The sequence below is a fragment of the Pararhizobium sp. LjRoot235 genome (assembly GCF_964254145.1).
Lineage (GTDB): Bacteria > Pseudomonadota > Alphaproteobacteria > Rhizobiales > Rhizobiaceae > Pararhizobium.
This window is the reverse complement of record NZ_CAXUSP020000001.1, coordinates 3,491,012-3,516,906: the sequence shown is the minus strand read 5'-3', so window position 1 is coordinate 3,516,906 and position 25,895 is coordinate 3,491,012. Positions and strand designations below refer to the sequence as shown.

Here is a 25,895-nt window from a genome sequence, read left to right as displayed (position 1 = left end):
GAAGGATACTTGACGCTTCCAGTTTGATGTACTTTTCGGCATCATGCTCTAAGGCTGAGGAAAATTCAGATGAGCGATATCGGCCTGCCGGCAATCCATCCGGGCGAAATCTTGAAGGACCTCTATCTCGATCCATTGGGAATGAGTGCCGGTACGCTGGCAAAGAAGCTGAATGTTCCAAGGACCCGCATCGAACGTATCGTCACTGGCAAGACCGGGATAACCTCCGACACCGCGTTGCGCCTTGCGAGATTCTTCGACACGACACCCGAACTCTGGATGAATCTGCAAATGAGTTACGATCTGAAGATCGAGGCCGAGCGAAAGCGCGACGAGATAGAACGCATTCCTGTACGTGACGCCGCCTGAGTGCTGACTTTTCCGCCATTGACTGGATGACTTTTGCTGGCGGGCTTGCTAAGTCCCCCGCAGTCAATCGATCCCTTAGAAAAGCATCCATTCCATGCCTGATCTTCTGCTTGAACTCCGCTCCGAGGAAATCCCGGCTCGCATGCAGCGCAAGGCTGCCGGCGACCTGAAGAAGCTCTTGACCGATGCACTGGTCGAGGCGGGGCTGACCTATGAGGGGGCGCGGGAATACTGGACGCCGCGACGGCTGACGCTCGATATCCGCGGTCTGAATGCCCGCTCGGCCGATGTACGCGAAGAGCGCAAGGGCCCGCGCACCGACGCCAACGAAAAGGCGATCGAAGGCTTTTTGCGCGGCGCCGGGCTGACGTCGATCGATCAGGCGCATGTGCACAGCGATCCGAAGAAAGGCGATTTCTATGTCGCCCATATCGTCAAGCCCGGCCGCCCGGCGGAAGAGATCATCGCCGAGGTGATGCCCGGCATCATCCGCAATTTCGCCTGGCCGAAATCGATGCGCTCGGGTGCCGCCTCGGCCAAGGCCGGCGCCATGCGCTGGGTCAGGCCGCTGCAGTCGATTATCTGCCTGTTTGGCCCGGAAAACGAGGAAACGCAGGTCATCCCGTTCGAAGTTGACGGCATCGCCGCCTCCAACGTCACCTACGGCCACCGCTTCCACGCGCCGGAAGCGATCACCGTGCGCCGTTTTGCCGATTACGCCGAGAAGCTGGAAAAGGCCAACGTCGTGCTCGATGCCGAGCGCCGCAAGGATATCATCCTCCATGACGCCCGCGACATCGCCTTCGCCAACGGCCTTGAACTGGTCGAGGACGAGGCGCTGCTGGAAGAGGTCTCCGGCCTCGTCGAATGGCCACGCGTGCTGATGGGCACCTTCGAGGAGGACTATCTGGCGATCCCGTCGGAAATCATCCGCCTGACGATCAAGACCAACCAGAAATGTTTCGTCACGCGCGTGCTTGGCTCCCACCTTCCCCTTGAGGGGGGAGGTCGCAGCGAAGCTGCGGGTGGGGGTGACCCGTTGGGTGTTGTGGAAGATCACCCCACCCCGTCGCTGCGCGCCGACCCTCCCCCTCAAGGGGAGGGTGTGCTCTCGAACAAGTTCATCCTTATCGCCAATATCGAGGCGAAGGACGGCGGCAAGGAAATCGTCCACGGCAACGGCAAGGTCGTGCGCGCCCGCCTGTCGGATGCCAAGCATTTCTGGACCCGCGACCAGGGCAACCTGCCGGACCTCGAAACGCTCGAAGCCTCGGCTGCGAAATTCGACCTCGACCTGAAAAAGCCGCTCGACCAGCGCATGGCCAAGCTCGACGCGCTGAACGTGACGTTTCATGCTAAGTTGGGAACGCAGGGCGATCGGGTTCAGCGCATCCGCTCACTCGCCGCCGAATTGGCGAAGGTGACAGGGGCCGACGCCGCATTGGTTGATCGCGCAGTCGTGCTTTCCAAAGCCGACCTGCGCACCGAGGCCGTTGGCGAGTTCCCCGAGCTTCAGGGCATCATGGGCCACAAATATGCGCTCCTGCAGGGCGAGCATGCCTCTGTTGCTGCGGCGATCGAGGATCATTACAAGCCGCAGGGCCCTTCGGACCGGGTGCCGGACGACAAGGTGGCCATCACCGTGGCGCTTGCCGACAAGCTCGACACGCTCATAGCCTTCTGGGCGATTAGTGAAAAACCGACGGGCTCGAAGGACCCCTTTGCGCTCCGTCGCGCTGCGTTAGGTTCCATCCGCATTGTCTTAGAAAGAGGCGTGCGCATCGACTTATCCAGCCTGTTCTTTCGACTCATCGGTCGGCAATGGTCTCATAATCTGGTCAACGGCTTCGTTGTGCCTCTCCAAACTATGCGGGCGCTGGAGGAACGCGGCTTTCTTGAAGCCGGTGAAGCCAATTCGCAGATTGATCGTCTTTCTGAAAATGCCGAGGCTTGGGCAGATGCAACTTTCCCCGCCGCCATTAAGGAGGGAGCAGACCTCCTCGCCTTCTTCCACGACCGCCTGAAAGTCTACCTCCGCGATCTCGGCGCCCGCTACGATCTGATCGACGCGGTGCTGGCTGCGCCCCCCTCATCCGGCCCTTCGGGCCACCTTCTCCCCGTCGGGGAGAAGAGGGAGCAAAGGATTGCGGCAGAGACCTCTTCTCCCCAGCGGGGAGAAGGTGCCCGAAGGGCGGATGAGGGGGGCGCAGCCACAATTGCAAACGATGACCTGCTTATGGTCGCGCGTCGCGTCGAGGCGCTGACCGCCTTCATCACGTCGGAAGACGGCCTGAACCTGCTTTCCGGCACCAAGCGCGCCACGCAGATCCTCGCGGCCGAGGAAAAGAAGGGCACGGAAGTCGCGGAGGCAGTCGATCCGTCGCTCTTCAGGCTCGATCAGGAAAAAGCGCTCTACAAAGCCGTCACCGAGGCGTCGCAGGAAGCGGCTGCCGCCATCGCCGGGGAAGATTTCCGCTCGGCCATGGCAGCCCTGTCGAAGCTGCGCGGCCCGGTGGACCAGTTCTTCGACGACGTCCTCGTCAACGACGAAGACCCGGTAATCCGCGCCAACCGCCTGGCCTTGCTCGGCCTGATCCGCTCGGCAACGGGAACGGTTGCGGATTTCTCGAAGATCAGCGGCTGAGGGAACGGGCCGATGGGGGCGAAAATCCTCGTCAGCGCCTGCCTCATGGGCCATGCCGTCCGCTATGACGGGCAGGCAAAGCCGCTTGTGCATCCGGCGCTCGATCGTTGGCGCGCGGAAGGGCGGCTGGTGACGATCTGTCCGGAAATGTCGGCCGGCATGCCGGTGCCGCGGCTGCCGGCGGAGATCCAGCCGGGAAAATCGGCTGACGAGGTTCTCGCCAGTGATGCCCGCGTGCTGGAGAGCAACGGCGGCGATGTGACGGCCGAGTTCCGCCAAGGGGCGGAAAATGCCCTGGCGCTGGCAATCGAGGCCGGCTGCGCCTATGCGCTCCTGATCGACGGCAGCCCGTCCTGCGGCTCAAGTTTCGTCTATGACGGCAGGTTTTCCGGTGACCGCCAGCCGGGCGAGGGGGTGACGGCAGCCCTTCTCAGGAAAAACGGCATTAAGGTCTTTTCCGATCGCGATATCGACGCTCTCGTCGAGGCAATAACCCGTTCCGACTGAACGTTACCGGGCCGCCCGAAATAAAAAGGCAGCGCCCACGAGCGCTGCCTTTCCTTTCGTATCTTGGGCGGATCAACCCGCCTTGCGCCATTGGGGTTGCCGGCGGGTCTCAGTGGGTACGCCGCGATCGGAGATGCGGAATCCGCGGATGAGGTTCAGGAGCTCTTCCGTATCGTCGGCCAGTACCTGGGCCGACGCCGTCGTTTCTTCCGCCATCGCGGCGTTCTGCTGCGTGGCGACGTCGAGCTGGTTCATTGAGCCGTTGATGCTGCGCAGGGTCGTATCCTGTTCCGAAGCGCTGTAGGCGATCTTGGCGACGATTTCGTTGGCCGCCTGGATCTGGCTGGCAATCCGCTTCAACGCCTCCCCGGCCTCGCCGACCAGCTTGACGCCGTTGACCACCTGGGCGGAGGAACGGGAAATCTGTTCCTTGATCTCCTTGGCGGCGGCGGCAGAGCGTTGCGCCAGTTCGCGCACTTCCTGCGCCACAACGGCGAAACCCTTGCCGCTTTCGCCCGCCCGCGCCGCCTCGACGCCGGCATTCAGCGCGAGCAGGTTGGTCTGGAAGGCGATTTCGTCGATCACGCCGATGATCTTGGAGATCTCGTCGGAGGATTTTTCGATGCCGCTCATCGCCTCGATCGCCTGGGAGACGATGGCGTCGCTGCGGGACGCGTCGGCGCTGACGGCCTGCACCCGCTTGCTCGCCTCGCTGGCACCCTCGGCCGTGTGGCGCACGGAGACCGACAGTTCGTCGACCGCGGCGACGGTTTCTTCGAGATTGGCCGCCTGCTGCTCGGTGCGGCGGGCGAGTTCCAGCGATGCGTTGCGGATTTCTTCCTTGCTGCCGCCGATATCGGCACCCTTGCCGTTGACCCTCGACATGGCAGCCTCGAGCCGCACCAGTGCATTGTTGAAGTGTTCGCGCAAGGTCGAATAGCTGGGGCCGAGATCGCCGCAACGGATGGTCAGGTCGCCGGTCGCCAGAACCTCCATGGCCTCGCCGATCGTCGCCACCACATGCGCCTGCAGTTCCGCTTCCTCGCGCTGAAGGTCGAGATTGTGCTGGCGCTCGGCGTTGATCTCGGCCTGCTGTTCGGCCTGGCGGCGGGTCATCTCGTGCCGTTCGCGGACCTTCTGTTGCAGCGATTGCGTCGCCGTCGCCATCAGACCCACTTCGTTGCGCAGGTTCGTATGCGGGATGTCGATCGAAACATCCTCGTCGGCAACGGCCTGGAGCGCCGTGTGGATCGCCTGCAGCGGCTTGGTGATGCCGCGAATGACGTACCAGGCGGCGCCGATGCCAAAGCCGAAAACGATCAGGCCGATGGACAGGGCCTTCCAGATGGTGGCGCTGACCTGCGCATCGAGGTCGTCGATATAAAGGCCGGTGACGACAACCACCTGCCAGGGCTCGAAGGCTTCGGCATAGCCGCTCTTGCGAAAGAACGCGTCGTCCGGCTCGCCAGGCTTGCTGGCATAGAAGTTTGTCTGGCCGCCGCCGGCGCGTCCAAGCCTGACCAGTTCGTCGCGGAACTTGTAGCCCTTTGGATCGGCAGCGCCCTTGGCGCTCTTGCCGACCTTGCGGGCGTCGGGGTGGAATTTCATGACGACATCGTAGTCGTAGCCGAAGAAATATCCGTCCGGATCGAACTTCATAGCCGTCAGGGTCTTGAAGGCCTGCGCCTGTGCCTCTTCGCGGGTCAGTTCACCTGCCGTCTCCCGTTCGTGGAAAGCCTTGAGCACCGATACGGCCGACTGCACCTGCGTGCGCAGCGTGTCATAGCGGGCCTGGTAGAGCGCTTCGCTCGAGGCCGATATCTGAAAATAGACGGCCGCTGCGAAAGCAACGAAAAGGCCGGTAACCAGCAGCAGAAGCTGCCGCGAAATCCTGAGATTCTTCATGGTGTTCACGCGATCCAAACACCGGCAGCCAAGGGATCGCCGGCAAATCTATTTAAACGATGCAGGGTTAAGGGCAGGTCGCACGCCGCGGCCACCGGAAATCATTTCCAAGATTAGTTAATCTGAACGTGCTTAAGAAAAGCCTATCCGCCAGCCGACAAATGCCGCTTTCTTGCAGCGCTCAAAAAAAATTACGCCCCTGCTTCTCTCAGGGGCGCAATTTCTCGCCTTGGAAGGCGAATGCCCGATCAGCCGTTTCGGCTGGCTAGGGCAGGGACAGGGAACTCCCGGATTATTTTAGCCGAAGTTGGAAATTTTCCAGATCAACTTCTTGTGAAGGGCTGTCTTGCGGCGTTATCGCGGCCATGCCGGCCATCGACGCGGTGGAGACCGCGCTGGTCTTTACCGTGTCGTCGACGATGGAAAGGGCGGCGGCTGCCTCGGCTTTGGCCGGCAGCCCATCGGCGGTTGCGGCCTCCGCCAGATGCTCGGCCGGCGCCATTTCCAGTTGCGCCGCCTTGATGGCTTCCTCCGAAGCCTTGGTGATGAAGACGACCGGCGAGCCGCCGAGCCAGGCCTCGGTTCGCATCAGCTTCATCTCGCCGTTGATTTGCTTGAGTTCCAGCCGTTCCGTGCCGAGAGCGACGTCGGGAACGACATAACTCGACTTCTTCGTGACCACCGGGGGCGGGCAATGGGCGCAGGAAAGCTGCGAAATGCTGTTGTTAGCGTCCTGTCCGGTCTTCACGACTTCAACCGACGATGCGCTGGCTGAACCGGCGGCAATCAGGCTGGTGACTGTGAACAACAGGGTGCGCATCGGCATTCTCCTCGATAATCCGTGCGAGGAGAATATTCATTCTCCGTTACGTTCCCGTCAGGAGAATTGGTAAAAATTGAGTGAGTTTTTCGATTTCCGCCGTCAGGCCTTCTCGCGCTCGACCGCCTGCCAGCCGATATCGCGGCGGCAGAAGCCGTTGTCCCACTCGACCCGGTCGAGAACGGCATAGGCCGTCTCCTGGGCTGCGCTGACGGTCGCGCCCATGGCGGTGACGTTCAGCACGCGGCCGCCGGTCGCCACCAGTTGCCCGTCCTTCAGTGCCGTTCCGGCATGGAAGACCTTGGTCGCGGCGTCTTCAGGGGGCAATGCCCTGATCGGCGTGTTCTTCTCGTAGGAACCCGGATAGCCCTTCGACGCCATCACCACCGTCAGCGCCACCTCGTCGCGCCATTTTGCACTGACATTGGCCAGCGTTCCCGTCGCGGCGGCATAAAGCAGGGGCAAAAGATCGCTCGTCAGCCGCATCATCAGCACCTGGCATTCCGGATCGCCGAAGCGGACATTGTATTCGATCAGTTCGGGGCCCTTGGCCGTGATCATCAGCCCGGCGAACAAGACGCCGGTAAAGGCATGGCCGCTGTCGGCCATGCCGGCGATGGTCGGCTCGATGACCTCGCGCATCGTCCGCTCGACCATCTCCGCCGTCATCACGGGGGCAGGGGAATAGGCGCCCATGCCGCCGGTGTTCGGTCCGGTATCGCCATCGCCGACGCGCTTATGGTCCTGCGCCGAGGCGAGCGGCAAGGCGGACTTGCCGTCGCAGAGGCAGAAGAAGCTCGCCTCCTCGCCATCAAGATAGGCTTCAACCACGACCTCGGCACCGGCGGCGCCGAAGGCGCCGGAAAAACAGCTGTCGACGGCGTCAAGCGCTTCGTCGAGCGTCATCGCCACCGTCACGCCCTTGCCGGCGGCAAGCCCATCGGCCTTGATGACGATCGGCACGCCTTGTTCGCGTACATAGGCCTTGGCCGGTTGCGCGGACGTGAAGCGCTGATAGGCGCCGGTCGGAATATTGTATTTGGCGCAGATGTCCTTGGTGAAGCCCTTGGAGCCCTCGAGCTGGGCCGCGGCCGCCGAAGGGCCGAAGACGGCAATGCCGCCCGCGCGCAGCGTATCGGCAAGCCCCGCCACCAGCGGCGCTTCGGGGCCAACAACAACGAAATCGATCGCCTTGTCGCGGCAGAAGGCAATTACGGCGCCGTTGTCGGCGGTATCGAGGTCGGCAAGCTCTGCATGTTCGGCAATGCCGGGATTGCCAGGCGCCGCGTAAAGCGCGGTCAGCAACGGCGATTGCGCCAGTTTCCATGCCAGCGCATGCTCGCGTCCGCCCGACCCGATCAACAGAACTCTCATCGCCTACTCCCGCAGCCCGAAGTGTTGAGGTGCGGTTAAGGCGAGGGCCGCTGAAGGTCAAGGTAAAATCGGAATTATGCGCGATTGACTGGCGGTTCAGAGCAGGCTGGAGGATCCCGCGCGGCGCCTGCCGCTGCTGAGGAACACGCGGTCTTCATCGCGGCCAGCGATTTCCGCTGCCTGCTTCAGCGCCCAGATCGAAAGGTCAGGCAGCGCAAGCGGCTTGCTGATCAGGTAGCCCTGGAAATGGTCGCAGCCGGCCACCGTCAGCAAAGCGAGCTTTTCATAGCTGTCGACGCCTTCGCCGATTACCGACATCTCCTGCGCGTGGCAGAGCGCGATCATTGCCTTCAGCGCCGGCAGCGATTCTTCGTTGGCAAGGGTTTCCACCAGTGCCCGGTCGAGCTTGATCGTATCGGCGGTGTATTCGATGATCTGCTGCACCGAGGTATAGCCGGCGCCGAAATCGTCGATGGAGATGCGGAAACCTTTTTCACGCAGGGCCTCGATATTTCGGTGCAACTGATCACCGAGCTTGACAGCATAGGTCTCCGTCAACTCGATCTCGATCGTCCGCGCATCCAGCCGGTGCCGTTCCAGGCAATCGCTGAAATAGTCGCCGATCGATTTCGAATGCAGTTCCGCCGACGAGATGTTGATGGCGAGCACGGTTTCTTGTCCGAACAGCGCTTTCAGGCGCTGGTGGTCCGACATCGCCCGGTTGATCACCCACCAGTCGATCTTGGTGAACTGGCCGGTACTTTCCGCGATCGGCACGAATTCGTCCGGCGTGATGTTGCCAAGCGTCGGGGAAACCCAGCGCAACAGCGCCTCGCAGCCGGTCACCTTGCCGCGGGTATCGACGATCGGCATGTAGACGAGGTGGAACTCTTCGTCCGGATCGACCAGCCGCAGTTCTTCCTGAATGTGGCGGATCCGGTCGCGCTTGTCCTGGAGGGCACGCGAGAAGCGGGACGAGCGGTTCTTGCCGTTGGTCTTGGCCTGGTACATGGCCGCATCGGCATTCGAAATCAGCTCGGCAAGGTTTGTTGCATCCGTCGGACAGACGGCAACGCCGATGCTGGCGGTGATCGGGTAGTGTTTGCCGAGCACTTCAAAACCGTCGGAAAACAGTGCCAGGATGACGGTGCACATTTCACGGATCGTGCCGTCGCCGGATGGCGATTGTACCAGAACGGCAAACTCATCGCCGGAGAGACGCGCAAAGATGACCTGTGGAAGCGACCGGCGCATGATGATCTCGCTGGCGGCGCTTTCTATCCTGAGCGCGAGCATCTTCAGGAGCTCGTCGCCGACCTCATGGCCGTATTTGTCATTGACGAACTTGAAGTTGTCGATGTCGATGAAGAGCAGGCTGCAATGCCCGCCCTCGGCCGTGACCTTGCGGACGACATCTGCTGCGCGCATGTTGAAGTGACCGCGGTTGCTGATGCCGGTCAACGTGTCGGTCCAGGAGGCATGCTGAACCAGGTGCAGCGCGCGCTGGGACTGGTCGTGCAGTTGCTTGATGTTTCCCGTCAACCGGCCAATTTCGCCGGCCGCGCCTGTTTCCGTGATGCCGTCGTTCTCGCCGCTCATCACCGCCGTGACCTGCTGGTCGAGCGCTGAGATCGGATTGGTGATGAAACGGCGGATCAGGATGATCATCAGGCCGACGGAGACGAGACTCATGGCGAGCGCGCCAAGGCTCAGGAGCAGCTTCAACCGGCCCATTTGACCTGCATCGTGAGACGGCGGAACTGCCAGCGTCGCAAACAGCGACGGTGCCAGCCGCACGGATGCCGAAAGGTCGCCGGGTACCGGTTGCTGTGGCGTGGTGGTGAAGGCGATTGCGGTTTGATACTCATCCTGCAGCTTACGTTGCATGCCGAGAAACTGGGTCGGCTCGACCGCCACCTGAACCTGAAGCGCGCCTTTCTTGGCGCTCGGCAGCGGGCGGCTGAAGGTCACAGGGTCGATGAATTCGGAATAGACGATCAGCGGGCGGGCCTGTCCGTCATGAAGATAGGTCCAGTCCCGGAGCTGGCTGCCGCCGGCGAGCCTGCGCGCCAGCGCAAATTGCGCCTTGCCGATTTCAGCAAAGGGGTCGTCGCTGTTTTCGAAATAGTAACCGGGCGTCAAGTCCGGATTGAGAATGGCGAAGGAGATGAACTTCTCCGGATCGTCGGAGAGCGAGCGGATGCTCTGCTGCAGCCTGAGCCCAAGCGCATTGTTGCGGTAGGCTTCATCGGTTTCGGAGACGAACAACCGGACGGCGTTGCCCTCAAGGAGTGAATAGAGGAAGCTCCGGCTCTGGTTGACTTCGTTTCGGAACAGGGCAGCGATATGGTCGAGTTGCTGCGACAGTCGCGCGCGCTCCAGCGCCAGCACCGAATGGCTTTGCGCGATATAGACCGACAGCGCCGCGAGCAGATATCCCGTCAGCACTACAGGAAATATCAGGAAAAATGCACGTTTTCCGAGCGTCACTGGAAACTTGCCATCGAGCTGATGATGCGCCGGCGGGTCTGGATCGACTGGACGGAGAGTTCCTTCTGATACTGGCTCTTCTTGAGGATTTCTGCGGGCGGATAGATTTCCGTGTTCGAACGCATCTCGGCCGGAATAAGCTTCAGCGCCGCTTCGCTTGCCGTCGGCATGGTCAGCGCCTCGGCATTGGCCGCGGCACTTTCCGGCGAGCTGATAAAATCGAGCAGCTTCAGTGCGATCTGCTTGCGCGGCGACGCTGCCGTCACGGCCATGCAGTCGAGCCAGGAGAACGTGCCTTCCTTCGGCACCGCGTAGCGCCAGACGCCGGGCGTGCCGGCCTTGTCGTTGAGCACATGCTGGTCGCCGCTATAGGCGATCGCCATGTAGATGTCCTTGCCGAGGTCGGGGTTCTGGACCGAGGTGATGACGTAATCATAGGTCAGCACAAACGGTGCCTGTTTCTTCATCAACTCAAAGGCTTGCTTCAGCGTCTCGTTGTCGTTGGCGTTGATCGACTTGCCGAGCAGCACCAGAGGCGCGATGAACGCCTCGTTGTGATCGTCATACATGGCGATGTGCTTTTTCAGCGCCGGCGCCGGCGACATCAGGTCGTTCCAGGAGGCGGGCACTGTCGTGACCATGTCGGAGCGATAGGCGATGCCCATCGTCCCCCACAGATAGGGCATGGCGTAGCCGGCGCATCGTGATGTCCACTCGGGTTTGTAGTCTTTAAGCGCAGGAAGGTTCTTTTCCGTCAGCGGCTCCAGAATGCCGCGTTTTCCGAAAAGCTCTGCGCCGTTCTCGCCGATGACAACGAGATCGATGTTGCTGTTCGGGTCTGAAAGAAGTTCGTCGCGCGCGTCGCCGCTATCGTAATAGGTCTGGTTGACGGCAACGCCGGACTTCTCCGTCCAGCGGTCGAGGATCTTCTGGTCGATATAGGATTCCCAGATCAACAGGTTCAGCGTTTCCGCGTGTGCTGGGCAAGCAACGACCGGCGCGACCAACGCGACGGAAACGGCAATAAACGTCTTGCGCATCAATGTTACCCCGAAAGTCCCCGAGGTGAACCTTAGCTCGCAATGCTTGATGAATACTTACAAGGGGATGCGGTGGGTTGGTACTGGTTGGCGGCTCGGATATTCCCCTACCGATGGCTGGGGAGCTTCGGCAGAAAGATCGTCAGGAGGCCGAGCAGCGGCATGTAGGAGCAGATCGTGTAGACTAACGAAATGCCCTTGTGATCGGCAACCACACCGAGCACGGCAGCACCTATGCCGCCGAAGCCGAAGGCAAAGCCGAAGAACATGCCGGCGATCAGGCCGACACGGCCCGGCACGAGTTCCTGCGCAAAAACGACGATGGCCGAAAACGCGGAGGAGAAGATGAAGCCGATGATGATGACGAGCGCGGCGGTCCAGAACAGGTTGGCGTAGGGCAAGAGCAGTGCGAAGGGAATGACACCGAGGATCGAGAACCAGATGACGAAACGCGCACCGAAACGATCGCCGATCGGCCCGCCGAAGATCACGCCGGCTGCGGATGCGCCGAGAAATAGGAACAGGAGCAGTTGGGCGTCCTGAAGGCCGAGGCCGAATTTCTCGATGGTGAAGAAGGTGAAGTAGCTGGAAAGGCTGGAGAGATAGGCATTCTTCGTTGCTGTCAGGATGACGAGGATGATCAACGTCGAGATGACCTGATTGCGCGGCAGGGGCAGCGTGCGGCTGACAATCTTGCGGCCCGCCGAATTGCGGCGATGGCGCGTATACCAGACGCTGACCCAGGACAATACCATGAAGCCGGTCAGAGCAATGATCGAGAACCAGCTGAGGCTGCCCTGGCCGCGCGGGATGACGATGAAGGCTGCCAGCAGCGGCCCGATCGCCGTACCGGTATTGCCGCCCACCTGAAACAGCGACTGCGCAAGGCCGTGCCGGCCGCCGGAAGCAAGGCGCGCGACACGCGACGCCTCCGGATGGAATATCGCAGAGCCGATGCCGATCAGGCATGCCCCGACGACCAGGACATAGAAGTGCTGGGCATTTGCGAGCGTGATCAGCCCGGCGCAGGTGGAAAGCATGGCCGCGGGCAGCGAAAAGGGCATTGGCCAGCGGTCGGTGACGACGCCGACGGCAGGCTGCAGCAAGGATGCGGTCACCTGAAACGCGAAGGTCAGAAGGCCGATCTGCACGAAGTCGAGCGCGTAGTTCTCTTTCAGGAGCGGATAGAGCGAGGTCAGCAGCGACTGCATGATGTCGTTCAGCATATGGCAGAAACTGGCGGCGACGATGACGGAGAAAGCCGTCTTTTCCACACTGATGCCGTTGACCGATGATACGCTCGCCATGTGTCTTCCTCGCCCGTCGAATACCGTATTGTGATTGTGCCCTGTCTTTACACGGCTTGAGTCTGGCCTGCTTTTGTGTTCTGGTCGCAATCTTTCGAGGGTGGGCCAAATGCGGATCGTCGATCTCACGGGGCAGGACAAAGAAGGCGATGATGAGCATTTCGCCAGCCTTTCGTGGATAGAAAGCTCCGATGAGCCGGTCCTTGCGCTCGGCCGTGTCTATGCCGCGCGCTTTCGCGGACAGCCTCACAGCCATACGAAGACGCAACTCTGGTGCGCGCGCCACGGCGTCGTTCTCGTCAGCACCGCCGACGGCCGCTGGATGATCCCGCCTGGCCACGGTCTGCTGATCCCGGCCGGACTTGAGCATTCGAGCGAGATGATCAGTGAAGTGCGGATGCATTCCATTTATGTCGATCCGTCGGCTGTCACGGCGGATGTGCCGCGCGTGCTGGCAATCACGGCGCTTGCCGGCAGCCTGATCGAGGAACTGGTGCAATCGGATGAAAAGCCACTCTCGCCACGGCGTAAACGCCTGATCATGGAGTTGCTGCTCGATGAGATCGGCCAATTGCCGGAGCGGCCGCTCGGCCTGCCGTTTCCGGGCGATGCGCGGCTCGGCCGCCTTTGCCGCCATTTCCTGAAGTCGCCGGATGCTAATGCCGGCATAGACGATTGGGCGCGGACACTTGGTATGAGCCGTCGTTCCTTCACCCGGCTGTTTCGCGCCGAAACCGGCGTCAGCTTCGTCACCTGGCGGCAGCAGGCCTGCATCTTCGCCTCGCTTCCACGCCTGGCCGAAGGCGAGCCGGTGACCAATGTTGCGCTCGATGCCGGTTACGAAAACATTGCGGCCTTCACCACGATGTTTCGCCGCATGCTCGGCAGTCCGCCCAGCAGCTATCTGAAATCGCGCACTGCCTGACGATGCAATTCTGCCACTCCGCGCCCTGAATCCGGAAATCGCAGTGTTTCTATCATTTTGTAAATAAACGGTTCTTTATATCGCGTTGCGCGAATATGGAAAAGAAAGCCTGAAGGTCTCTGGTTAACGGAATGGTAGTGAGATAAGGCCTACAACCGCGCCGAAACGAACCGTTTCAGTTTGCCCCGTCTCCGCCGCCGGTGTTGCGCTGGTGTCTGGCCTCGAAGGGGTTTTGTATCCGGAGTTCCGACTTGTCCCGCCGATTTGCCCTTTCCCTTTCCGTTGGTGTTGTTCTTGGTCTCGCTTCCGCCGCCCAGGCTCAGGATGGCCAGCATTTCTGGTCGGGCGACTGGTATCTGAAAGTCGGTGCGGCGGGCTTCCTCGGACCGAAATATGACGGCGGCTCCGACCGCCTGTTCCAGGCCGCACCGCTGATCTCGCTCGGGCGCGCCGGCAGCACCGTGCGCTTCTCCTCGCGCAACGACAACCCGTCCTTTGCTTTCGTAGACAAGGGTGCCTTCCGCGCCGGCGTCGTCGGCAAGCTGATTTTCGAGCGCGACGAGGATACTTCCTCCAAGCTCGAGGGTCTCGACCCCGTCCGCTTCGGCGGCGAACTCGGCGGCTTCGCCGAAGTCTACCCGACCGACTGGCTGCGCATCCGTGCCGAACTGCGCCAGGGTATTCGCAGCCATCACGGCCTGGTCGCCGATGTCGCAGCGGATGGCTTCGTCGATGTCAGCGACAATGTCCGTGTCTCCGCCGGTCCCCGCCTGTCGGCGGCGACGAGCGATTATTTCGATGCCTATTACGGTGTGAGCTCATCGGAAGCGGCAAAATCCGGCTACTCGAAATATACGCCGTCCGGCGGATTGAACTCGGTGGGCGCCGGAGCCGCCATCACCTGGCAGGCAACCGAAAAGCTCGAGACCAGCGCCTTTGCCGAATACAAGCGGCTGATGGGCCCTGCCGCGGATTCGAGCATCGTCAAGGAAGGCGGTAGCCGCAACCAGTTCATGGTCGGCCTTTCCGCCACCTATCGTTTCGATTTCACGCTGGATTGAGTTTACGGCTCTCGACCAAAGCTCGTGATCGCTTGACCGCAGACGGCTGGCGCTGCAAACACATCGTATGAGCACCAGTCCAGCCGATTCCGGGCGCGTCCACGATGCGCCGTCCAACAATTGGGTCTACCGCGTCCTGCCGAGGCGGCTCTGGCCCTATGCGCAGCTTGCCCGCTGGGACCGGCCAATCGGCTGGCAATTGCTGATGTGGCCCTGCTTCTGGTCGGCGGCACTGGCGGCGAACGCGGCGGCTTCGGCCGGCACGTTCTCGTTCAGTCGTTTCGTCCTTCATCTCATGCTGTTCTTCATCGGCGCGCTCGCCATGCGCGGGGCCGGCTGCACCTATAATGACATCGTTGACCACGACATCGACATGGAAGTGGCGCGCACCCGCTCGCGGCCGCTACCGTCGGGCCGTGTGACGCGGCCACAGGCGAAGATATTCATGGCGCTGCAGGCTCTCGCCGGCCTTCTCGTGCTCCTGCAGTTCAACGGCTTTTCGATCTTCCTCGGCGTCTTCTCGCTGGTCTTCGTCGCGGTTTATCCCTTTGCCAAGCGTTTTACCGATTGGCCGCAATTCTTCCTCGGCCTCGCTTTTTCCTGGGGTGCCGTGATGGGGTGGTCCGCCGAATTCGGCGGGGTAGGGATGGCCGCGATCATTCTCTATCTTGGCGCGATCGCCTGGACGGTCGGCTATGATACGATCTATGCTTATCAGGACCGGGAAGACGACGAACTGATCGGGGTGCGCTCGACGGCGCGGCGCTTCGGCGAGAATCCTCGGCCTTGGCTGTTCGGTCTTTACGGCCTGACAGTGCTGCTTTTGTTTGTTTCGTTCGCGATCGCCGGCGCGGGAATTCTCGCCTATGCAGGCCTGCTCGTCGCAGCAGTGATGCTGTTCTATCAGATCCTCGTGCTGGACATCCACGACGCGACGCAGTGCCTTGCCCTGTTCAAGTTCAACAGTGTTGTCGGATTGATCGTCTTTACGGGGCTTTGTGCCGCGCTGCTGGTGCGGTTGTTATAAAAAACCCTCCGGATCACCGGAGGGCAAGGGTCCACCGCAGCAAACGAAATTTCAGGCCCAGCTCAATTCCGCGTCGCGGTTGTTCTTCTTCTTGGCCAGGCGGGCGGAAAGAGCGGTGATGGCCCCTACAGCGCCGCGCGTCAAAAGACGCGCAACGGACGCTGTAGCACTTTGAATTTGCTGCATAATTTTACCCTTAAATCGATTTCGATTTAAGGAATTATGCAGCGGGATGAATTTGCGCATGGGTGTCTCCTTCTCGTGCCGGCAATGTGCAAGTTGCATACGGCATCAAAAAGGCATTCCCCGCGTCTTCCAAAAAAAATCGTTGATAACGGCCTGAAAACAAAAGCAAAAAACCGGCCGCAGGGACGGCCGGTTTTTCGCGCTGGAGGAACACGCGGAAATTGTGTCGAAAATTAGCTGCGGGCGATAATTTCCCGGCCGTCGATCTTCATGTTGACGCCGAGACTGCGGGTGGAGCGGCGCATCAGGAAGCGCGGGCGGCGATCGTTGAAAAGCGAATGGCGGCGGCGCGGCTTGATCTCGCGGGTGCGCACTTCGCCGAGATGCTCTTCCAGAGGTCGGGCAACACCGTCGGCCTCCACCATCAACATCGGGGTGCGGTAAGCTTCCGACCATGCGCGCCAATCGGCGGCGATGTCGGATAGGTCATGTGCGACCAGAAGCGGAATGCAGAGATCCGGGTCGTCATGATGAAGTTCCAGCGTCACGGTTACTTCTCCGTCTCCATGGTCTATCGCACGGGCTGCAACGCCCTTGAAGGCGCGTGCCGGCAGCGCGATCGAGAGGGGCAGTCCGCTTGACGGCAGGACCTTGCGCAAAACCGCTCCGCGCTCGTCCAGACTGATGGTGACATTGCTTGACTGTCCGTGCAAGCAGTAGCTTGCCTGCTGAGGGAAGCGTTTGGGATCCAGTCGCAGCGTGGTTTCAACCCAAGCCGGTTGGGAAAGTGTCTTCAGCATGTCAATCGCCCTTGTTTTCCTTGAGAGCCGGTTCCCGGTCTTCTCTTTGGGACTTTTCGTCCTCTATGGCTGGAGCATAGGCGGCGGCCGTTTGAGACCGCTTAAAAATTGCAGTTAAAAAACTTTGCATTTCCTGATGGTTAGCAAAGACCAACGCGGTAGGGTTTCCCAAATCTGAAGAAAATCAGCGGCATTCTGCCGATCCGCAGGCGCGACGCCGCGGCTCCGCGGAAAAGCCACGCACAAGGCTTAAAGGCCATGGTGCCGCAGATTATGGCCGCATTGCGCGGCGTTGCGTCCCGCCCGGACGGCATTCCGTCAGGCATTTCAGGCGATCGGCAGAGCGGCAATGGTTTCCACCTTTATCGACTACAACCTCATTACCCGCGATATGAAGACGAGCATTCGGCGCACTGCCGAGCAGGTTCTGGTTGCCCGCGAAACCGAGTACTACAAAGAGAATATCGGCAAAGTCACCTCGATTGACGCGTTCCTCGACGACTACCGGCTCTATTCCTATGCCATGAAGGCGCATGGCCTCGAAGACATGACCTATGCCAAGGCCTTCATGCGCAAGGTCATGGAAAGCGACCTCACCGACGAAAATAGCTACGCCAACATGCTGACGGATGAACGCTACCGCAATTTCGCGATGGCCTTCAGCTTCTCGCAGTCCACCGAGGTGGTCCAAAGTGACGCACAGGAAGATGCGCTTATCGGCCTCTACAACCAGAGCATCGCCAATCTCGATGATGCAGTTGCGGCCGACACGAACTATTTTAACGCAGCGATCGACACGGTCACGACCGCCGATCAACTCTGGCAGAACGAGAAGCTTAAGAATTACGTCCTGACGGCGCTCGGCTTCGACCCGGACTATATGTCCTATGCGCATTTCAAAGGCGTGGTGACCAGCGATGTCAGCGACTCGAACAGCTATGTGAATACGGCGGCGGCGGCCTATGAGCAGGGCTACCAGGATAAGATCGATGCCGTGACAGCCAGCGCGACGGCCGCGGAGCTTGCAGACAGCACGAGCACGGCGAGCAAGCTGATCGCCCAATATCAATCAGCGATCGACAATGCACCCGACTATACACCGCTTGCCGCCGCCTTCAATTTCCAGGGCGATGGGACGCTGGCCGCCGGCGATCTGCCGATGACGGACAGCCAGAAGGCATCGGTCAGCGAGGCCTATGCTTTCGCGCAGCCGCGGCTTTCCTCGTCCGCTGCCCAGCTCAACAAGGAATATTATGGTTCGACCATAGGAAGCGTGACAACGGTCGACGATATTCTGGGCAATAGCCGGTTGTTCGCCTATATCCGCATCGCCTACGGCCTGCCGTCGAGCCTCCTGACGTCGACGATGGAGAACATCCTGACCAGCGATCTTGGCGATTCGACGAGCTACGCCAATACGCAAGGCGGCGAAAACAACGCCGCTTACAAGGAACTCGCCGCAGCATTCAACTTCCAGACCGACGGAACGCTTGCCTCCGGCGACACGGCGCAGACGGCGGAGCAGACCGCAACCACCTCCGCTTACTGGACCGATCGCTATAACGACGCGGACGAAGCCGCCGATGAGAGTCTGATCGCCTCCTACAAGACCCTGATCGGCGTCGTGGCGGATGTCGACGATCTGCTTGCTGACACCAAGATCATGAAACTGGCGCTGACAGCGGTCGGCCTTCACGATGAAGGCGATACGACGCGTAAGCTGAAGAAGGTGCTGACCAGCGACCTCGCAGATCCGGACAGCTATGTCTATACCCTGAAGGATGACCGCTACGTCGAACTGGCCAAGGCATTCAGCTTCAACACCGACGGAACGCTCGGGGTGCCGATGCTGGCGCAGTCGGAATCGGAAATCCTCAACACCGCCAAGTCCTATGTCGTCGAAAAGAGCCGCTTCGGCACCGAGGAGGACAAGACCAAGGCGACGAAGGAATCACAGTACTACAGTGCCGAGATCGCGAAGATCGAATCTCTGGGCGATCTGCTGTCGAACCGGCGCCTGGTCGATTTCATTCTCGTCTCCGCCGGCCTCGATCCGGAGGAGTACACCTCGGACGATGTCCGGCAGATGTTCGAATCCGATTTCGACGATCCCAAGAGCTTCATCAACACCGGGCCGAACACGGTGATCTTCAAGGAAATCGTCGCCTCCTACAATTTTGACAGCGAAGGCAATCTGGCAAAGCCGGCAAGCGGGATACAGACCAGGCGTGGCCTGCTCGAGACGGAGGATCTCTACCTCAACCAGACGCTGGAAGAACAGGAGGGCGAGGATAATGCAGGCGTGCGCCTTGCGCTCTACTTCCGCCGCATGGCCTCCGGCGTCAGCACGGCTTACGATCTTTTGGCCGACAGCGCGCTGCTTCAGGTCATCCAGACGACGTTCAGCATCCCGGACGAAATGTCGAGCGCCGATGTGGATATCCAATATGCCTATATCAATCGGGTCCTCGATGTTGAAGACCTGCACGATCCGGAAAAACTGGAAAAACTGCTCGTGCGCTTCACCGCGCTTTATGACGTCGAGAACAACAGCGATGTCTCGGCCGCTGAATTGATCATGTCGGGAAGCGGCCGCAACGGCATCAGTGCCGATACGCTTCTGAGCCTCTCGCAACTGCGCAGCGGCGGCGCCTGATTCCGTTCGTCAGGCTTTCAGCACCTTGTCGGGATTCATGATCCCGGCTGGGTCGAAGGCGCGCTTGATGCGCTGCATCAGGTCGATCTCGATCGGCGAACGGACCTTTGCAAGTTCGTCGCGCTTCAACTGGCCGATGCCGTGTTCCGCCGAGATCGAGCCGTTATATTTCATGACGATGCCATGCACGATGGCGTTCATCTCGGGCCAGCGGGAAATGAAGGTGTCCTTGTCGGCGCTGACCGGCTGGGAGATGTTGTAATGGATGTTGCCGTCGCCCATGTGGCCGAAGGCGCAGATGCGGGCGCCGGGAATGGCCGCCACCACCGCCGCATCCGCCTCCGCCATGAAGGCCGGGATGCTCGATACCGGCACCGAGACATCATGCTTGATCGAGCCACCCTCCGGCTTCTGGGCCGGCGACATGCTTTCGCGCATGTGCCAGAGGCTCTTGCGCTGGGCCTCGTTGGCGGCCACCACTGCATTTTCAACGAGGCCGCCTGAAATCGCCGTCTCCAGCAGTTCGCTCATCATCCGCTCGGCAGTTTCTGCCGAATCCGAAGTCGAGATGTCGATCAGCACATACCAGGCATGCACCGTGTCCAGCGGGTCGCGGACGCCGGGAATGTGTTTCGCCGTGAACTCGACGCCAAGCCGCGGCATCAGCTCGAAGCCTGTCAGGGCAGCGCCGCAGAGGCTCGATGCCTTGTCGAAAAGAGGAAGTGCGTCGGCAACGCTTTTCAGTCCGGCAAAGCCGACCTGATGGCCAAGCGGTTGCGGAAACAGCTTCAGCACCGCGCCGGTGATGACGCCGAGCGTTCCCTCGGCGCCGATGAACAGGTCGCGCAGGTCGTAGCCGGTATTGTCCTTCTTGAGGCGGCGGAGACCGTCCCAGATCTCGCCGGTCGGCAAAACGACTTCGAGGCCGAGGCACAGTTGCCGCATGTTGCCATAGGCAAGAACGGCGGTGCCGCCGGCATTGGTGGAGAGGTTGCCGCCGATCCGGCAGGAGCCCTGCGAGCCGAGCGAAAGCGGAAACAGCCTGTTGTGCGCTTCCGCTACCTTCTGGATGTCAGCAAGGATACACCCTGCGTCGGCGACAATGACGTTGCCGATCGGATCGATATCGCGAATACGGTTCAGCCGCTCCAGCGACAGGACGATATCGGCCGCGCCGGTGCGCGGGATCTGGCCGGCGACATGGCCGGTATTGCCACCCTGCGGCACGATCGCAGCGCCGGTTTCGCTGGCGAGCTTGAGGATCTGCGAGACCTCGTCGACGCTGCCCGGCTTCAGCACCAGCGGCGTGTTGCCTTTGTAGAGGCCGCGGGATTCGATGAGATAGGGTGCAATCTCCGCCTGACCTGTCAGCGCATAGCGGTCGCCGACGATGGCGGCAAGGCGGGCGATGAGGTCGGGCGAGGGGAGAATGTTGGTCATGATGCCGAAACTTATAAGGCATGCTCTGCGAAACGCCACCATTCCTTGCCTTGCGATGATGCGATCCTGATTACGTCACCGGGGCGTATCCCACGCGCCTTCAGGTCGGTTGGCTGTCTCCCTTGCATTTCTTCTTTTCCGTAAACGTGTCGCCTTTCCATTTACGGACAATCTTGCAATTGCCCCGCTTGATCTTCTCGATCCGTTTGTCCTGTGCCACCAGATCGCTGTCGCCTCTCACGAGGACGTGGTCGCTGTAGGGAGCGGCCGGCAGGCTATTTGCAAACCCTGACACGGCTATGCTCATCACGCAGATCCATGCCGGCGCCATCATGCCCATGCCCTCCCTGTTTTCGTAAAAGGCCAACCGGGAAAATATATCAGTGAAGTTGAATATAGAGAAGCCGAGTCGGTCCAATGCCTCGACCGGAGCTATGTGGCGGCTTCCGGAATATCCCTTGGCGCAGCTGCCCTTTCAATCCGGTCGATGATCGCTTCGCCGAGCCCCTCACTCGGAATGGGTCCGAAGGCAATCGTCGTGGCGCCGCATGCATCGGCCTTTTTCATATAAGCAAACAGATTGGCAGCCGCCTCGCGCAGGCTGGCGGACGGGCTGAGATCAAGTACCACAGCGGCCTTTTCTTCCCCGGGCAGAGCCGCGCCGCCGAAGCGGATCAATGCTTCGCCCGGCTTCACATCGGCCGCGTTCAACCGCACCGCGGCCGCCGGTGCGTAGTGGGAGGCGAGCATGCCCGGCGCCTCGATTGCCGCCCCTGCGGTTTCCGGTCGCAGCAGGGTCTTTCCGGTCAGTTTTTCGATATCGGCGACATCGAGCCCGCCCGGCCGCAGCAGCCGGATTTCGTCGCCGTCGACCTTGATAATTGTCGATTCCAGGCCGATTTCGGCCGGCCCGGCATCGAGGATCAGCGCCAGTTTGCCGCCAAGATCGGTGGCGACATGCTCGGCGCTGGTGGGGCTGATCTTGCCGGAGGTGTTGGCGCTCGGGGCTGCCAGCGGCTTGCCATAGCGCTTGATCACCGCGCGCGAAAACCCTTCGGGCATGCGGATGCCGAGCGTGTCGAGACCGGCGGAGGCAAGCGGGTGAACGCCGCTCCTCGGCTTCATCGGCAGGATCAGCGTCAGCGGTCCCGGCCAGAAGGCTTGCGCCAGCTTTTGCGAGATCGGGTCGAAGTCGACATAACACCGTGCCATGTCAAAATCGGCGACATGGCAGATCAACGGGTTGAAGCGGGGCCGCCCCTTCATTTCGTAGATGCGGCTGATGGCGTCCGGGTTCGTCGCGTCGGCTGCCAGGCCATAGACCGTCTCCGTCGGGATCGCGACCGGCAAGCCTTGGGCCAGCGTCTCGCAAGCCACCGCCAATGCGCGCTCCGGTTCGGTCCTTGTGTCGATGATGAGGGTCATGCAGCTTCCAAAAAATCGAGGGCCGTCCGTGAGGGCAGGGCTTTGCGGTTTCTATTACAGGGCTCGGCGGGATATTGCCAAGCGCATTCGGCTGGTCGCCCTGACTGTGCCCGATCGATACAGCCCCCTTCAAGTTTCTTAAAATGCGACAGCTTCGATTAGCGGAGCTGAAAGTTGGGCATGCTAGATGTTGCGTTCTACACCCTGCCGGAGCGCAAATGGCCAACAAGAAATCCATGCCGAACGACCTTGCCTTGCGCATCGCCACCGCCATGCACCAGATGGGCATCGACGCTGTCCCGAGAAACTACGAACTGGTCTACGAGGCCTATGCCGGCGCCAATCCCGAGCTGGTGCGGGACTTCATCGCGCTCGGCAAATACAAGTCGCAGGCCGCACTCGACGAACTCGGCCGCAAATACCTGCCGCACCACCACGAAGCAAGCGTCCTTGCGCGCTCGACGACGATCGTGCGCGACGAGATGAGCAACTTCATGAATTTGCTCTCGCGCGAAAAGAACTCGCTCGACGATTATGGCCGTCTGATCGGCGAGGCGTCGAAGGCGCTCGTCGTTTCGGACGAGGCAAGCCAGGCGGCGTTAAAGAACTCGATCCAGGCCCTGAAACGGGCAACCGAGCGGCAGGTCACGCACAATGCCGAGTTGGAACAAAGTGTCACGGCGCAATCCAACGTCATCGTCGGCGTCCAGAAGGAGCTTGCCGATTTCGAGGCGACGAAATTCTCGGATGCGGTCACGGGCCTGGCCAACCGCCGCGCCTTCAACAAGGCGCTCGCCAAGGTCTATGCCGATTCCAACCTGCCGCTGTCCTGCGCCGTCGCAATTGCCGAGCCGGACACCAGCCAGCGGCTGTCCGGCGAACAGGCCGCCGCGATCGCCGATCATCTCGCCCGCCATATCGGCGGCATCGCTCAGCAGGCCTTTCCGCCGAGCGAGCTCGCCGCGCGTTTCGACGGCGTCCGCTTCGGCTTTTTGATCAACGCGGGCGAGGAGCGGGAAGTTGTCCGCCTGATGGCGCTGCTGCGATCGGCTTTGCGCGGTGTCCATTTCAAGCACCCGAAAACCGGCCGCAGCCTTGGCAGTGTTACGCTCTCGGTCGGTGTGTGCATGTCGCATGGTGCCGGCAATGCGTTCGATCTCGTCGGAGCGGCCGAAAAGGCGCTGGCCAAGGCACAGGCCAAGGGTGGCGACTACACTGTCGTTCATGGAGGCGAGGACGAGCAGCCGACAGGGCGGGACTGGCTGATCTACAAGCGATAGGCGGCTGCCGCTACTGCATAATTCCTTAAATCGGATTCGATTTAAGGATAGAATTATGCAGCACTCTCAATGTGCTACAGCGTCCTTTGCGCGTCAGGTTTGACGCGCGGCGCTGTAAGGCGTCAAAGACTGCTGATGATCTTGCGAAGCGGTTCGTTGCAGGCGCCGAGCAAAAGCACGTTCTTCAAGGCTTCTTTCGGATCGCGGGTGCGAAACAGGAGACCGTTGTCGTGAATGGTACGGTTGAGCGTCAGCTTGCCTTCTTCCGCATCAAGTTCGGTCGCGACGGCAAAATACATCCGCGAATAGCCCAGCTTGATCTTCTCGAAGAAATGCTCGTTGGCGCCGATGTCGGAGAAGAAGTTGGCGATATAGAACGACCACCGGACATCGTCGAACTTGGCGAACTTCGTCCGTGCCGTGGTCACATGGCAATAGCCGAGATGCGGCCTGCCTGAAAGCGTGCGATGGAAGATCAGCTTCGGGAAGCGGATGGAGGCATGGAAGCCGTTGATGCGTTCGTGCGTCACCGTTCCAGCAGCCTCAAGCCTGCGGCCGGTGCGGGTGGCCACTTCCTGATGGGTCAGGTAGCGCTTTTCCTCGGCACTCCATTGCTGCTGGTGCCGGTCGATGCGTCCGGTGCGCAGGAACTCTGTGTGAACAGCTGATTTCGGCGATTGAACCCGTTTCTTGACGGTAGCAGCGTCGAAATATCTCAAGTTTGGCATCGGCCTGCACCAGATTGCGCCAGCGTGCTGGATGCACTGTCGGCGGAAATATCTATGAGGAACTATATTACGAGGGTTAACGCAGTCTTTCCAAGCATTACCGGCGCGCCATGGTGCGAGGCTTGCGCTTTCAACCGGGCTGTGGCGCCGCAATATGTCGCAAAGAGACCGTCTCTGCACAGAATTTGACGGTGCGTGGCGGAAAAGGCGTCATCTGCCGAAAAAACAGGAGACGCCATTGTTTCTGCTTATAAAATAGCCATGTGGCCGTCTGGAAACGCAGCTGTGCATGTGTCGTCATTCTGGAAACGGATGTCGCTAATCGGCGGCTGTCCGGCCGCGTCGGAAGATTAGATGAAGACACTCAAGGTGCCGCCTTTATAGGGAGGGCGGAGAATTGGGAAGCCGGTCGAAATCCGGCGCTGCCCCCGCAACGGTGGTGGAGCGAAACCTCGGCAAAAGGCCACTGGAGAGATCCGGGAAGGCGCCGCGATGGTCCGAAAGGACAGCTCCTGAGCCCGGAAACCAGCCTTGTGGCGAAATTGATGTCTTGGTTGCGGCGGGCAGCCGGAAGGCGAACCAGCATATCCACGCGCATTCCCGGCGCGGTGGTGGTTCCTTTCCTGTCCGCTCAACCGAAAAGTGGCGAGCACAAGGAAACGAACATGGATCTCCGCAGCGAAGTCCTCCGCAAACTCAAGACCCGCCGCGACGGGCACAGCCTGGAACAGGCATTCTACACCGACCCCGATCTCTACAAGCTCGACATGGAGCAGATCTGGTACAAGGACTGGCTGTTCATCGGCCATGACTGTGAAATCCCGAAGGCCGGCAACTATTTCACCGTCCAGGTCGGCGATTATCCGGTCGTCGTCGTCCGCGATCGCCAGGGCGCTGTCCGGGCGCTCCACAATTCCTGCCGCCACCGCGGTTCGCGCGTCTGCGCCGGCCAGAAGGGCTCGTCGGCCAAGCTCGTCTGTCCCTATCACCAGTGGACCTACGAGCTTGACGGTAAGCTACTCTTCGCCCGCCAGATGGGCGAGGATTTCGACAAGACGCAGCACAGCCTGAAGCCGATCCATTGCGAAACGATCGGCGGCTATATCTTCATCTGCCTCGCCGACGAGCCGATGGATTTCCAGCCGGTGCGCGACATGGTGTCGTCCTATGTCACGCCGCACAATCTGAAAGACACCAAGGTCGCCTTCGAAAGCACGATCATCGAGAAGGGCAACTGGAAGCTCGTCTGGGAAAACAACCGCGAGTGCTACCACTGCGCCGCCAACCATCCCGAACTCTGCCGCACTTATCCGGAAGCGCCGACCGCGACCGGCGTGCAGGGCGCCAAGGACGATCCGATCATCGCTGCCCATTGGGCGAAATGCGAAGCCGAAGGCCTGCCAAGCGAATTCAAAATGTCGCCGACCGGCCAGTTCCGCATCGCCCGCATGCCGCTGATCCAGGAGGCCGAGAGCTACACGATCTCCGGCAAGCGAGCCGTCAAGCGCCAGCTCTCCGACGATGTCAGCCAGAGCCATATCGGCACGCTGCTGATGTTCCACTATCCAAGCACCTGGAACCACATCCTGGCCGACCACGCCATCACCTTCCGCGTCCTGCCGCTCGGCCCTGAACTGACCCAGGTCACGACGAAATGGCTGGTGCACAAGGATGCCGTCGAAGGTGTCGACTATAACCTCGAGGAACTGACTCATGTCTGGACCGAGACCAACGACCAGGATCGCCAGATCGTTGAGGAAAACGCCTTCGGCATCCGTTCGCCCGCCTATCAGCCCGGCCCTTATTCGCCGGAGCATGAAGGCGGCGTGATGCAGTTCGTCGAATGGTACGTCAATTTCATGCAGGATCGCCTGCATGGAGCCTCCACCCCTCTGGTCCGGGTCGCCTGAC

The 25,895-nt window shown here is 60.7% G+C and carries 21 protein-coding genes and 1 riboswitch; of the genes, 9 read left to right on the top strand and 12 right to left on the bottom strand.

Annotated features, from left to right (window positions below):
• The first annotated feature begins 69 nt into the window (after positions 1 to 69).
• From ACSQ2Z_RS17260 to ACSQ2Z_RS17250, 3 genes are all read left to right on the top strand, one after another.
• Positions 70 to 369, top strand: coding sequence for a HigA family addiction module antitoxin (locus ACSQ2Z_RS17260; protein ID WP_436082318.1), 300 nt, complete (start codon positions 70 to 72; stop codon positions 367 to 369).
• A gap of 94 nt (positions 370 to 463) precedes the next feature.
• Positions 464 to 3,013: a glycine--tRNA ligase subunit beta gene (locus ACSQ2Z_RS17255; protein WP_436082317.1), complete on the top strand. Its 2,550-nt coding sequence runs from the start codon at positions 464 to 466 to the stop codon at positions 3,011 to 3,013.
• Between the two features lie 12 nt (positions 3,014 to 3,025).
• Entirely contained in the window at positions 3,026 to 3,520 is a 495-nt protein-coding gene (locus ACSQ2Z_RS17250; RefSeq protein WP_436082316.1) for a DUF523 domain-containing protein, read from the top strand.
• A 72-nt stretch (positions 3,521 to 3,592) separates the two neighbouring features.
• Here the strand turns inward: ACSQ2Z_RS17250 and ACSQ2Z_RS17245 are convergent, their stop codons facing one another.
• The 6 genes from ACSQ2Z_RS17245 to ACSQ2Z_RS17220 form a co-directional block, all read right to left on the bottom strand.
• On the bottom strand, positions 3,593 to 5,425 hold the full coding sequence (locus ACSQ2Z_RS17245; RefSeq protein WP_436082315.1) for a methyl-accepting chemotaxis protein: 1,833 nt from the start codon (positions 5,423 to 5,425) through the stop codon (positions 3,593 to 3,595).
• A 292-nt stretch (positions 5,426 to 5,717) separates the two neighbouring features.
• Positions 5,718 to 6,245 carry a plant virulence effector HPE1-like domain-containing protein gene (locus ACSQ2Z_RS17240; RefSeq protein ID WP_436082314.1) on the bottom strand — a complete coding sequence of 176 codons (528 nt, stop codon included), beginning with the start codon at positions 6,243 to 6,245 and terminating at the stop codon, positions 5,718 to 5,720.
• Between the two features lie 102 nt (positions 6,246 to 6,347).
• Complete coding sequence (purD, locus tag ACSQ2Z_RS17235) at positions 6,348 to 7,619, bottom strand: phosphoribosylamine--glycine ligase (protein WP_436082313.1); 1,272 nt, start codon at positions 7,617 to 7,619, stop codon at positions 6,348 to 6,350.
• A gap of 96 nt (positions 7,620 to 7,715) precedes the next feature.
• Positions 7,716 to 10,109 (bottom strand): putative bifunctional diguanylate cyclase/phosphodiesterase, encoded by a 2,394-nt coding sequence (locus tag ACSQ2Z_RS17230; RefSeq protein WP_436082312.1) that lies wholly within the window; start codon positions 10,107 to 10,109, stop codon positions 7,716 to 7,718.
• On the bottom strand, positions 10,106 to 11,149 hold the full coding sequence (locus ACSQ2Z_RS17225) for a polyamine ABC transporter substrate-binding protein (RefSeq protein ID WP_436082311.1): 1,044 nt from the start codon (positions 11,147 to 11,149) through the stop codon (positions 10,106 to 10,108). The genes ACSQ2Z_RS17230 and ACSQ2Z_RS17225 overlap by 4 nt, the downstream gene beginning before the upstream one ends.
• A gap of 107 nt (positions 11,150 to 11,256) precedes the next feature.
• Positions 11,257 to 12,456 (bottom strand): MFS transporter, encoded by a 1,200-nt coding sequence (locus ACSQ2Z_RS17220; RefSeq protein WP_436082310.1) that lies wholly within the window; start codon positions 12,454 to 12,456, stop codon positions 11,257 to 11,259.
• Positions 12,457 to 12,565: 109 nt separating this feature from the next.
• Here ACSQ2Z_RS17220 and ACSQ2Z_RS17215 point away from each other — a divergent pair, with 109 nt between their 5' ends.
• The 3 genes from ACSQ2Z_RS17215 (at position 12,566) to ubiA (ending at position 15,469) form a co-directional block, all read left to right on the top strand.
• Positions 12,566 to 13,381, top strand: coding sequence for an AraC family transcriptional regulator (locus tag ACSQ2Z_RS17215; RefSeq protein ID WP_436082309.1), 816 nt, complete (start codon positions 12,566 to 12,568; stop codon positions 13,379 to 13,381).
• Positions 13,382 to 13,632: 251 nt separating this feature from the next.
• Positions 13,633 to 14,442: a MipA/OmpV family protein gene (locus ACSQ2Z_RS17210; protein WP_436082308.1), complete on the top strand. Its 810-nt coding sequence runs from the start codon at positions 13,633 to 13,635 to the stop codon at positions 14,440 to 14,442.
• Positions 14,443 to 14,509: 67 nt separating this feature from the next.
• Positions 14,510 to 15,469, top strand: a complete 960-nt coding sequence (gene ubiA / locus ACSQ2Z_RS17205; RefSeq protein ID WP_436082307.1) for a 4-hydroxybenzoate octaprenyltransferase — start codon at positions 14,510 to 14,512, stop codon at positions 15,467 to 15,469.
• A 51-nt stretch (positions 15,470 to 15,520) separates the two neighbouring features.
• Here the strand turns inward: ubiA and ACSQ2Z_RS17200 are convergent, their stop codons facing one another.
• Positions 15,521 to 15,715: a hypothetical protein gene (locus ACSQ2Z_RS17200; RefSeq protein ID WP_436082306.1), complete on the bottom strand. Its 195-nt coding sequence runs from the start codon at positions 15,713 to 15,715 to the stop codon at positions 15,521 to 15,523.
• A gap of 173 nt (positions 15,716 to 15,888) precedes the next feature.
• Positions 15,889 to 16,455, bottom strand: a complete 567-nt coding sequence (locus ACSQ2Z_RS17195) for a DUF6101 family protein (protein ID WP_436082305.1) — start codon at positions 16,453 to 16,455, stop codon at positions 15,889 to 15,891.
• A 349-nt stretch (positions 16,456 to 16,804) separates the two neighbouring features.
• Here ACSQ2Z_RS17195 and ACSQ2Z_RS17190 point away from each other — a divergent pair, with 349 nt between their 5' ends.
• Positions 16,805 to 19,111 (top strand): DUF1217 domain-containing protein, encoded by a 2,307-nt coding sequence (locus ACSQ2Z_RS17190; RefSeq protein ID WP_436082304.1) that lies wholly within the window; start codon positions 16,805 to 16,807, stop codon positions 19,109 to 19,111.
• Between the two features lie 9 nt (positions 19,112 to 19,120).
• Here ACSQ2Z_RS17190 and ACSQ2Z_RS17185 read toward each other — a convergent pair whose 3' ends face one another.
• The 3 genes from ACSQ2Z_RS17185 to ACSQ2Z_RS17175 form a co-directional block, all read right to left on the bottom strand.
• Positions 19,121 to 20,551, bottom strand: a complete 1,431-nt coding sequence (locus ACSQ2Z_RS17185) for an FAD-binding oxidoreductase (RefSeq protein WP_436082303.1) — start codon at positions 20,549 to 20,551, stop codon at positions 19,121 to 19,123.
• 100 nt (positions 20,552 to 20,651) lie between these two features.
• Positions 20,652 to 20,885, bottom strand: a complete 234-nt coding sequence (locus ACSQ2Z_RS17180) for a hypothetical protein (protein WP_436082302.1) — start codon at positions 20,883 to 20,885, stop codon at positions 20,652 to 20,654.
• Positions 20,886 to 20,983: 98 nt separating this feature from the next.
• Positions 20,984 to 21,976 carry an L-threonylcarbamoyladenylate synthase gene (locus tag ACSQ2Z_RS17175; RefSeq protein ID WP_436082301.1) on the bottom strand — a complete coding sequence of 331 codons (993 nt, stop codon included), beginning with the start codon at positions 21,974 to 21,976 and terminating at the stop codon, positions 20,984 to 20,986.
• Between the two features lie 218 nt (positions 21,977 to 22,194).
• Here ACSQ2Z_RS17175 and ACSQ2Z_RS17170 point away from each other — a divergent pair, with 218 nt between their 5' ends.
• Complete coding sequence (locus ACSQ2Z_RS17170) at positions 22,195 to 23,256, top strand: diguanylate cyclase domain-containing protein (RefSeq protein WP_436082300.1); 1,062 nt, start codon at positions 22,195 to 22,197, stop codon at positions 23,254 to 23,256.
• Positions 23,257 to 23,378: 122 nt separating this feature from the next.
• Here ACSQ2Z_RS17170 and ACSQ2Z_RS17165 read toward each other — a convergent pair whose 3' ends face one another.
• Positions 23,379 to 23,984, bottom strand: coding sequence for a DUF6656 family protein (locus tag ACSQ2Z_RS17165; RefSeq protein ID WP_436082299.1), 606 nt, complete (start codon positions 23,982 to 23,984; stop codon positions 23,379 to 23,381).
• 350 nt (positions 23,985 to 24,334) lie between these two features.
• Positions 24,335 to 24,532, top strand: a riboswitch (cobalamin riboswitch).
• Positions 24,533 to 24,649: 117 nt separating this feature from the next.
• Here ACSQ2Z_RS17165 and ACSQ2Z_RS17160 point away from each other — a divergent pair.
• Positions 24,650 to 25,894, top strand: coding sequence for an aromatic ring-hydroxylating oxygenase subunit alpha (locus tag ACSQ2Z_RS17160; RefSeq protein WP_436082298.1), 1,245 nt, complete (start codon positions 24,650 to 24,652; stop codon positions 25,892 to 25,894).
• Position 25,895: the final 1 nt, after the last annotated feature.

What these genes read in the sequence shown, in the direction of transcription:
- ACSQ2Z_RS17260 (WP_436082318.1), top strand. Translation starts at nt 70, where the DNA reads ATGAGCGATATCGGCCTGCCGGCAATCCATCCGGGCGAAATCTTGAAG.
- ACSQ2Z_RS17255 (WP_436082317.1), top strand. Translation starts at nt 464, where the DNA reads ATGCCTGATCTTCTGCTTGAACTCCGCTCCGAGGAAATCCCGGCTCGC.
- ACSQ2Z_RS17250 (WP_436082316.1), top strand. Translation starts at nt 3,026, where the DNA reads ATGGGGGCGAAAATCCTCGTCAGCGCCTGCCTCATGGGCCATGCCGTC.
- ACSQ2Z_RS17245 (WP_436082315.1), bottom strand. Translation starts at nt 5,425, where the DNA reads ATGAAGAATCTCAGGATTTCGCGGCAGCTTCTGCTGCTGGTTACCGGC.
- ACSQ2Z_RS17240 (WP_436082314.1), bottom strand. Translation starts at nt 6,245, where the DNA reads ATGCGCACCCTGTTGTTCACAGTCACCAGCCTGATTGCCGCCGGTTCA.
- purD (WP_436082313.1), bottom strand. Translation starts at nt 7,619, where the DNA reads ATGAGAGTTCTGTTGATCGGGTCGGGCGGACGCGAGCATGCGCTGGCA.
- ACSQ2Z_RS17225 (WP_436082311.1), bottom strand. Translation starts at nt 11,149, where the DNA reads ATGCGCAAGACGTTTATTGCCGTTTCCGTCGCGTTGGTCGCGCCGGTC.
- ACSQ2Z_RS17220 (WP_436082310.1), bottom strand. Translation starts at nt 12,456, where the DNA reads ATGGCGAGCGTATCATCGGTCAACGGCATCAGTGTGGAAAAGACGGCT.
- ACSQ2Z_RS17215 (WP_436082309.1), top strand. Translation starts at nt 12,566, where the DNA reads ATGCGGATCGTCGATCTCACGGGGCAGGACAAAGAAGGCGATGATGAG.
- ubiA (WP_436082307.1), top strand. Translation starts at nt 14,510, where the DNA reads ATGAGCACCAGTCCAGCCGATTCCGGGCGCGTCCACGATGCGCCGTCC.
- ACSQ2Z_RS17200 (WP_436082306.1), bottom strand. Translation starts at nt 15,715, where the DNA reads ATGCGCAAATTCATCCCGCTGCATAATTCCTTAAATCGAAATCGATTT.
- ACSQ2Z_RS17195 (WP_436082305.1), bottom strand. Translation starts at nt 16,455, where the DNA reads ATGCTGAAGACACTTTCCCAACCGGCTTGGGTTGAAACCACGCTGCGA.
- ACSQ2Z_RS17190 (WP_436082304.1), top strand. Translation starts at nt 16,805, where the DNA reads ATGGTTTCCACCTTTATCGACTACAACCTCATTACCCGCGATATGAAG.
- ACSQ2Z_RS17185 (WP_436082303.1), bottom strand. Translation starts at nt 20,551, where the DNA reads ATGACCAACATTCTCCCCTCGCCCGACCTCATCGCCCGCCTTGCCGCC.
- ACSQ2Z_RS17180 (WP_436082302.1), bottom strand. Translation starts at nt 20,885, where the DNA reads ATGATGGCGCCGGCATGGATCTGCGTGATGAGCATAGCCGTGTCAGGG.
- ACSQ2Z_RS17175 (WP_436082301.1), bottom strand. Translation starts at nt 21,976, where the DNA reads ATGACCCTCATCATCGACACAAGGACCGAACCGGAGCGCGCATTGGCG.
- ACSQ2Z_RS17170 (WP_436082300.1), top strand. Translation starts at nt 22,195, where the DNA reads ATGGCCAACAAGAAATCCATGCCGAACGACCTTGCCTTGCGCATCGCC.
- ACSQ2Z_RS17165 (WP_436082299.1), bottom strand. Translation starts at nt 23,984, where the DNA reads ATGCCAAACTTGAGATATTTCGACGCTGCTACCGTCAAGAAACGGGTT.
- ACSQ2Z_RS17160 (WP_436082298.1), top strand. Translation starts at nt 24,650, where the DNA reads ATGGATCTCCGCAGCGAAGTCCTCCGCAAACTCAAGACCCGCCGCGAC.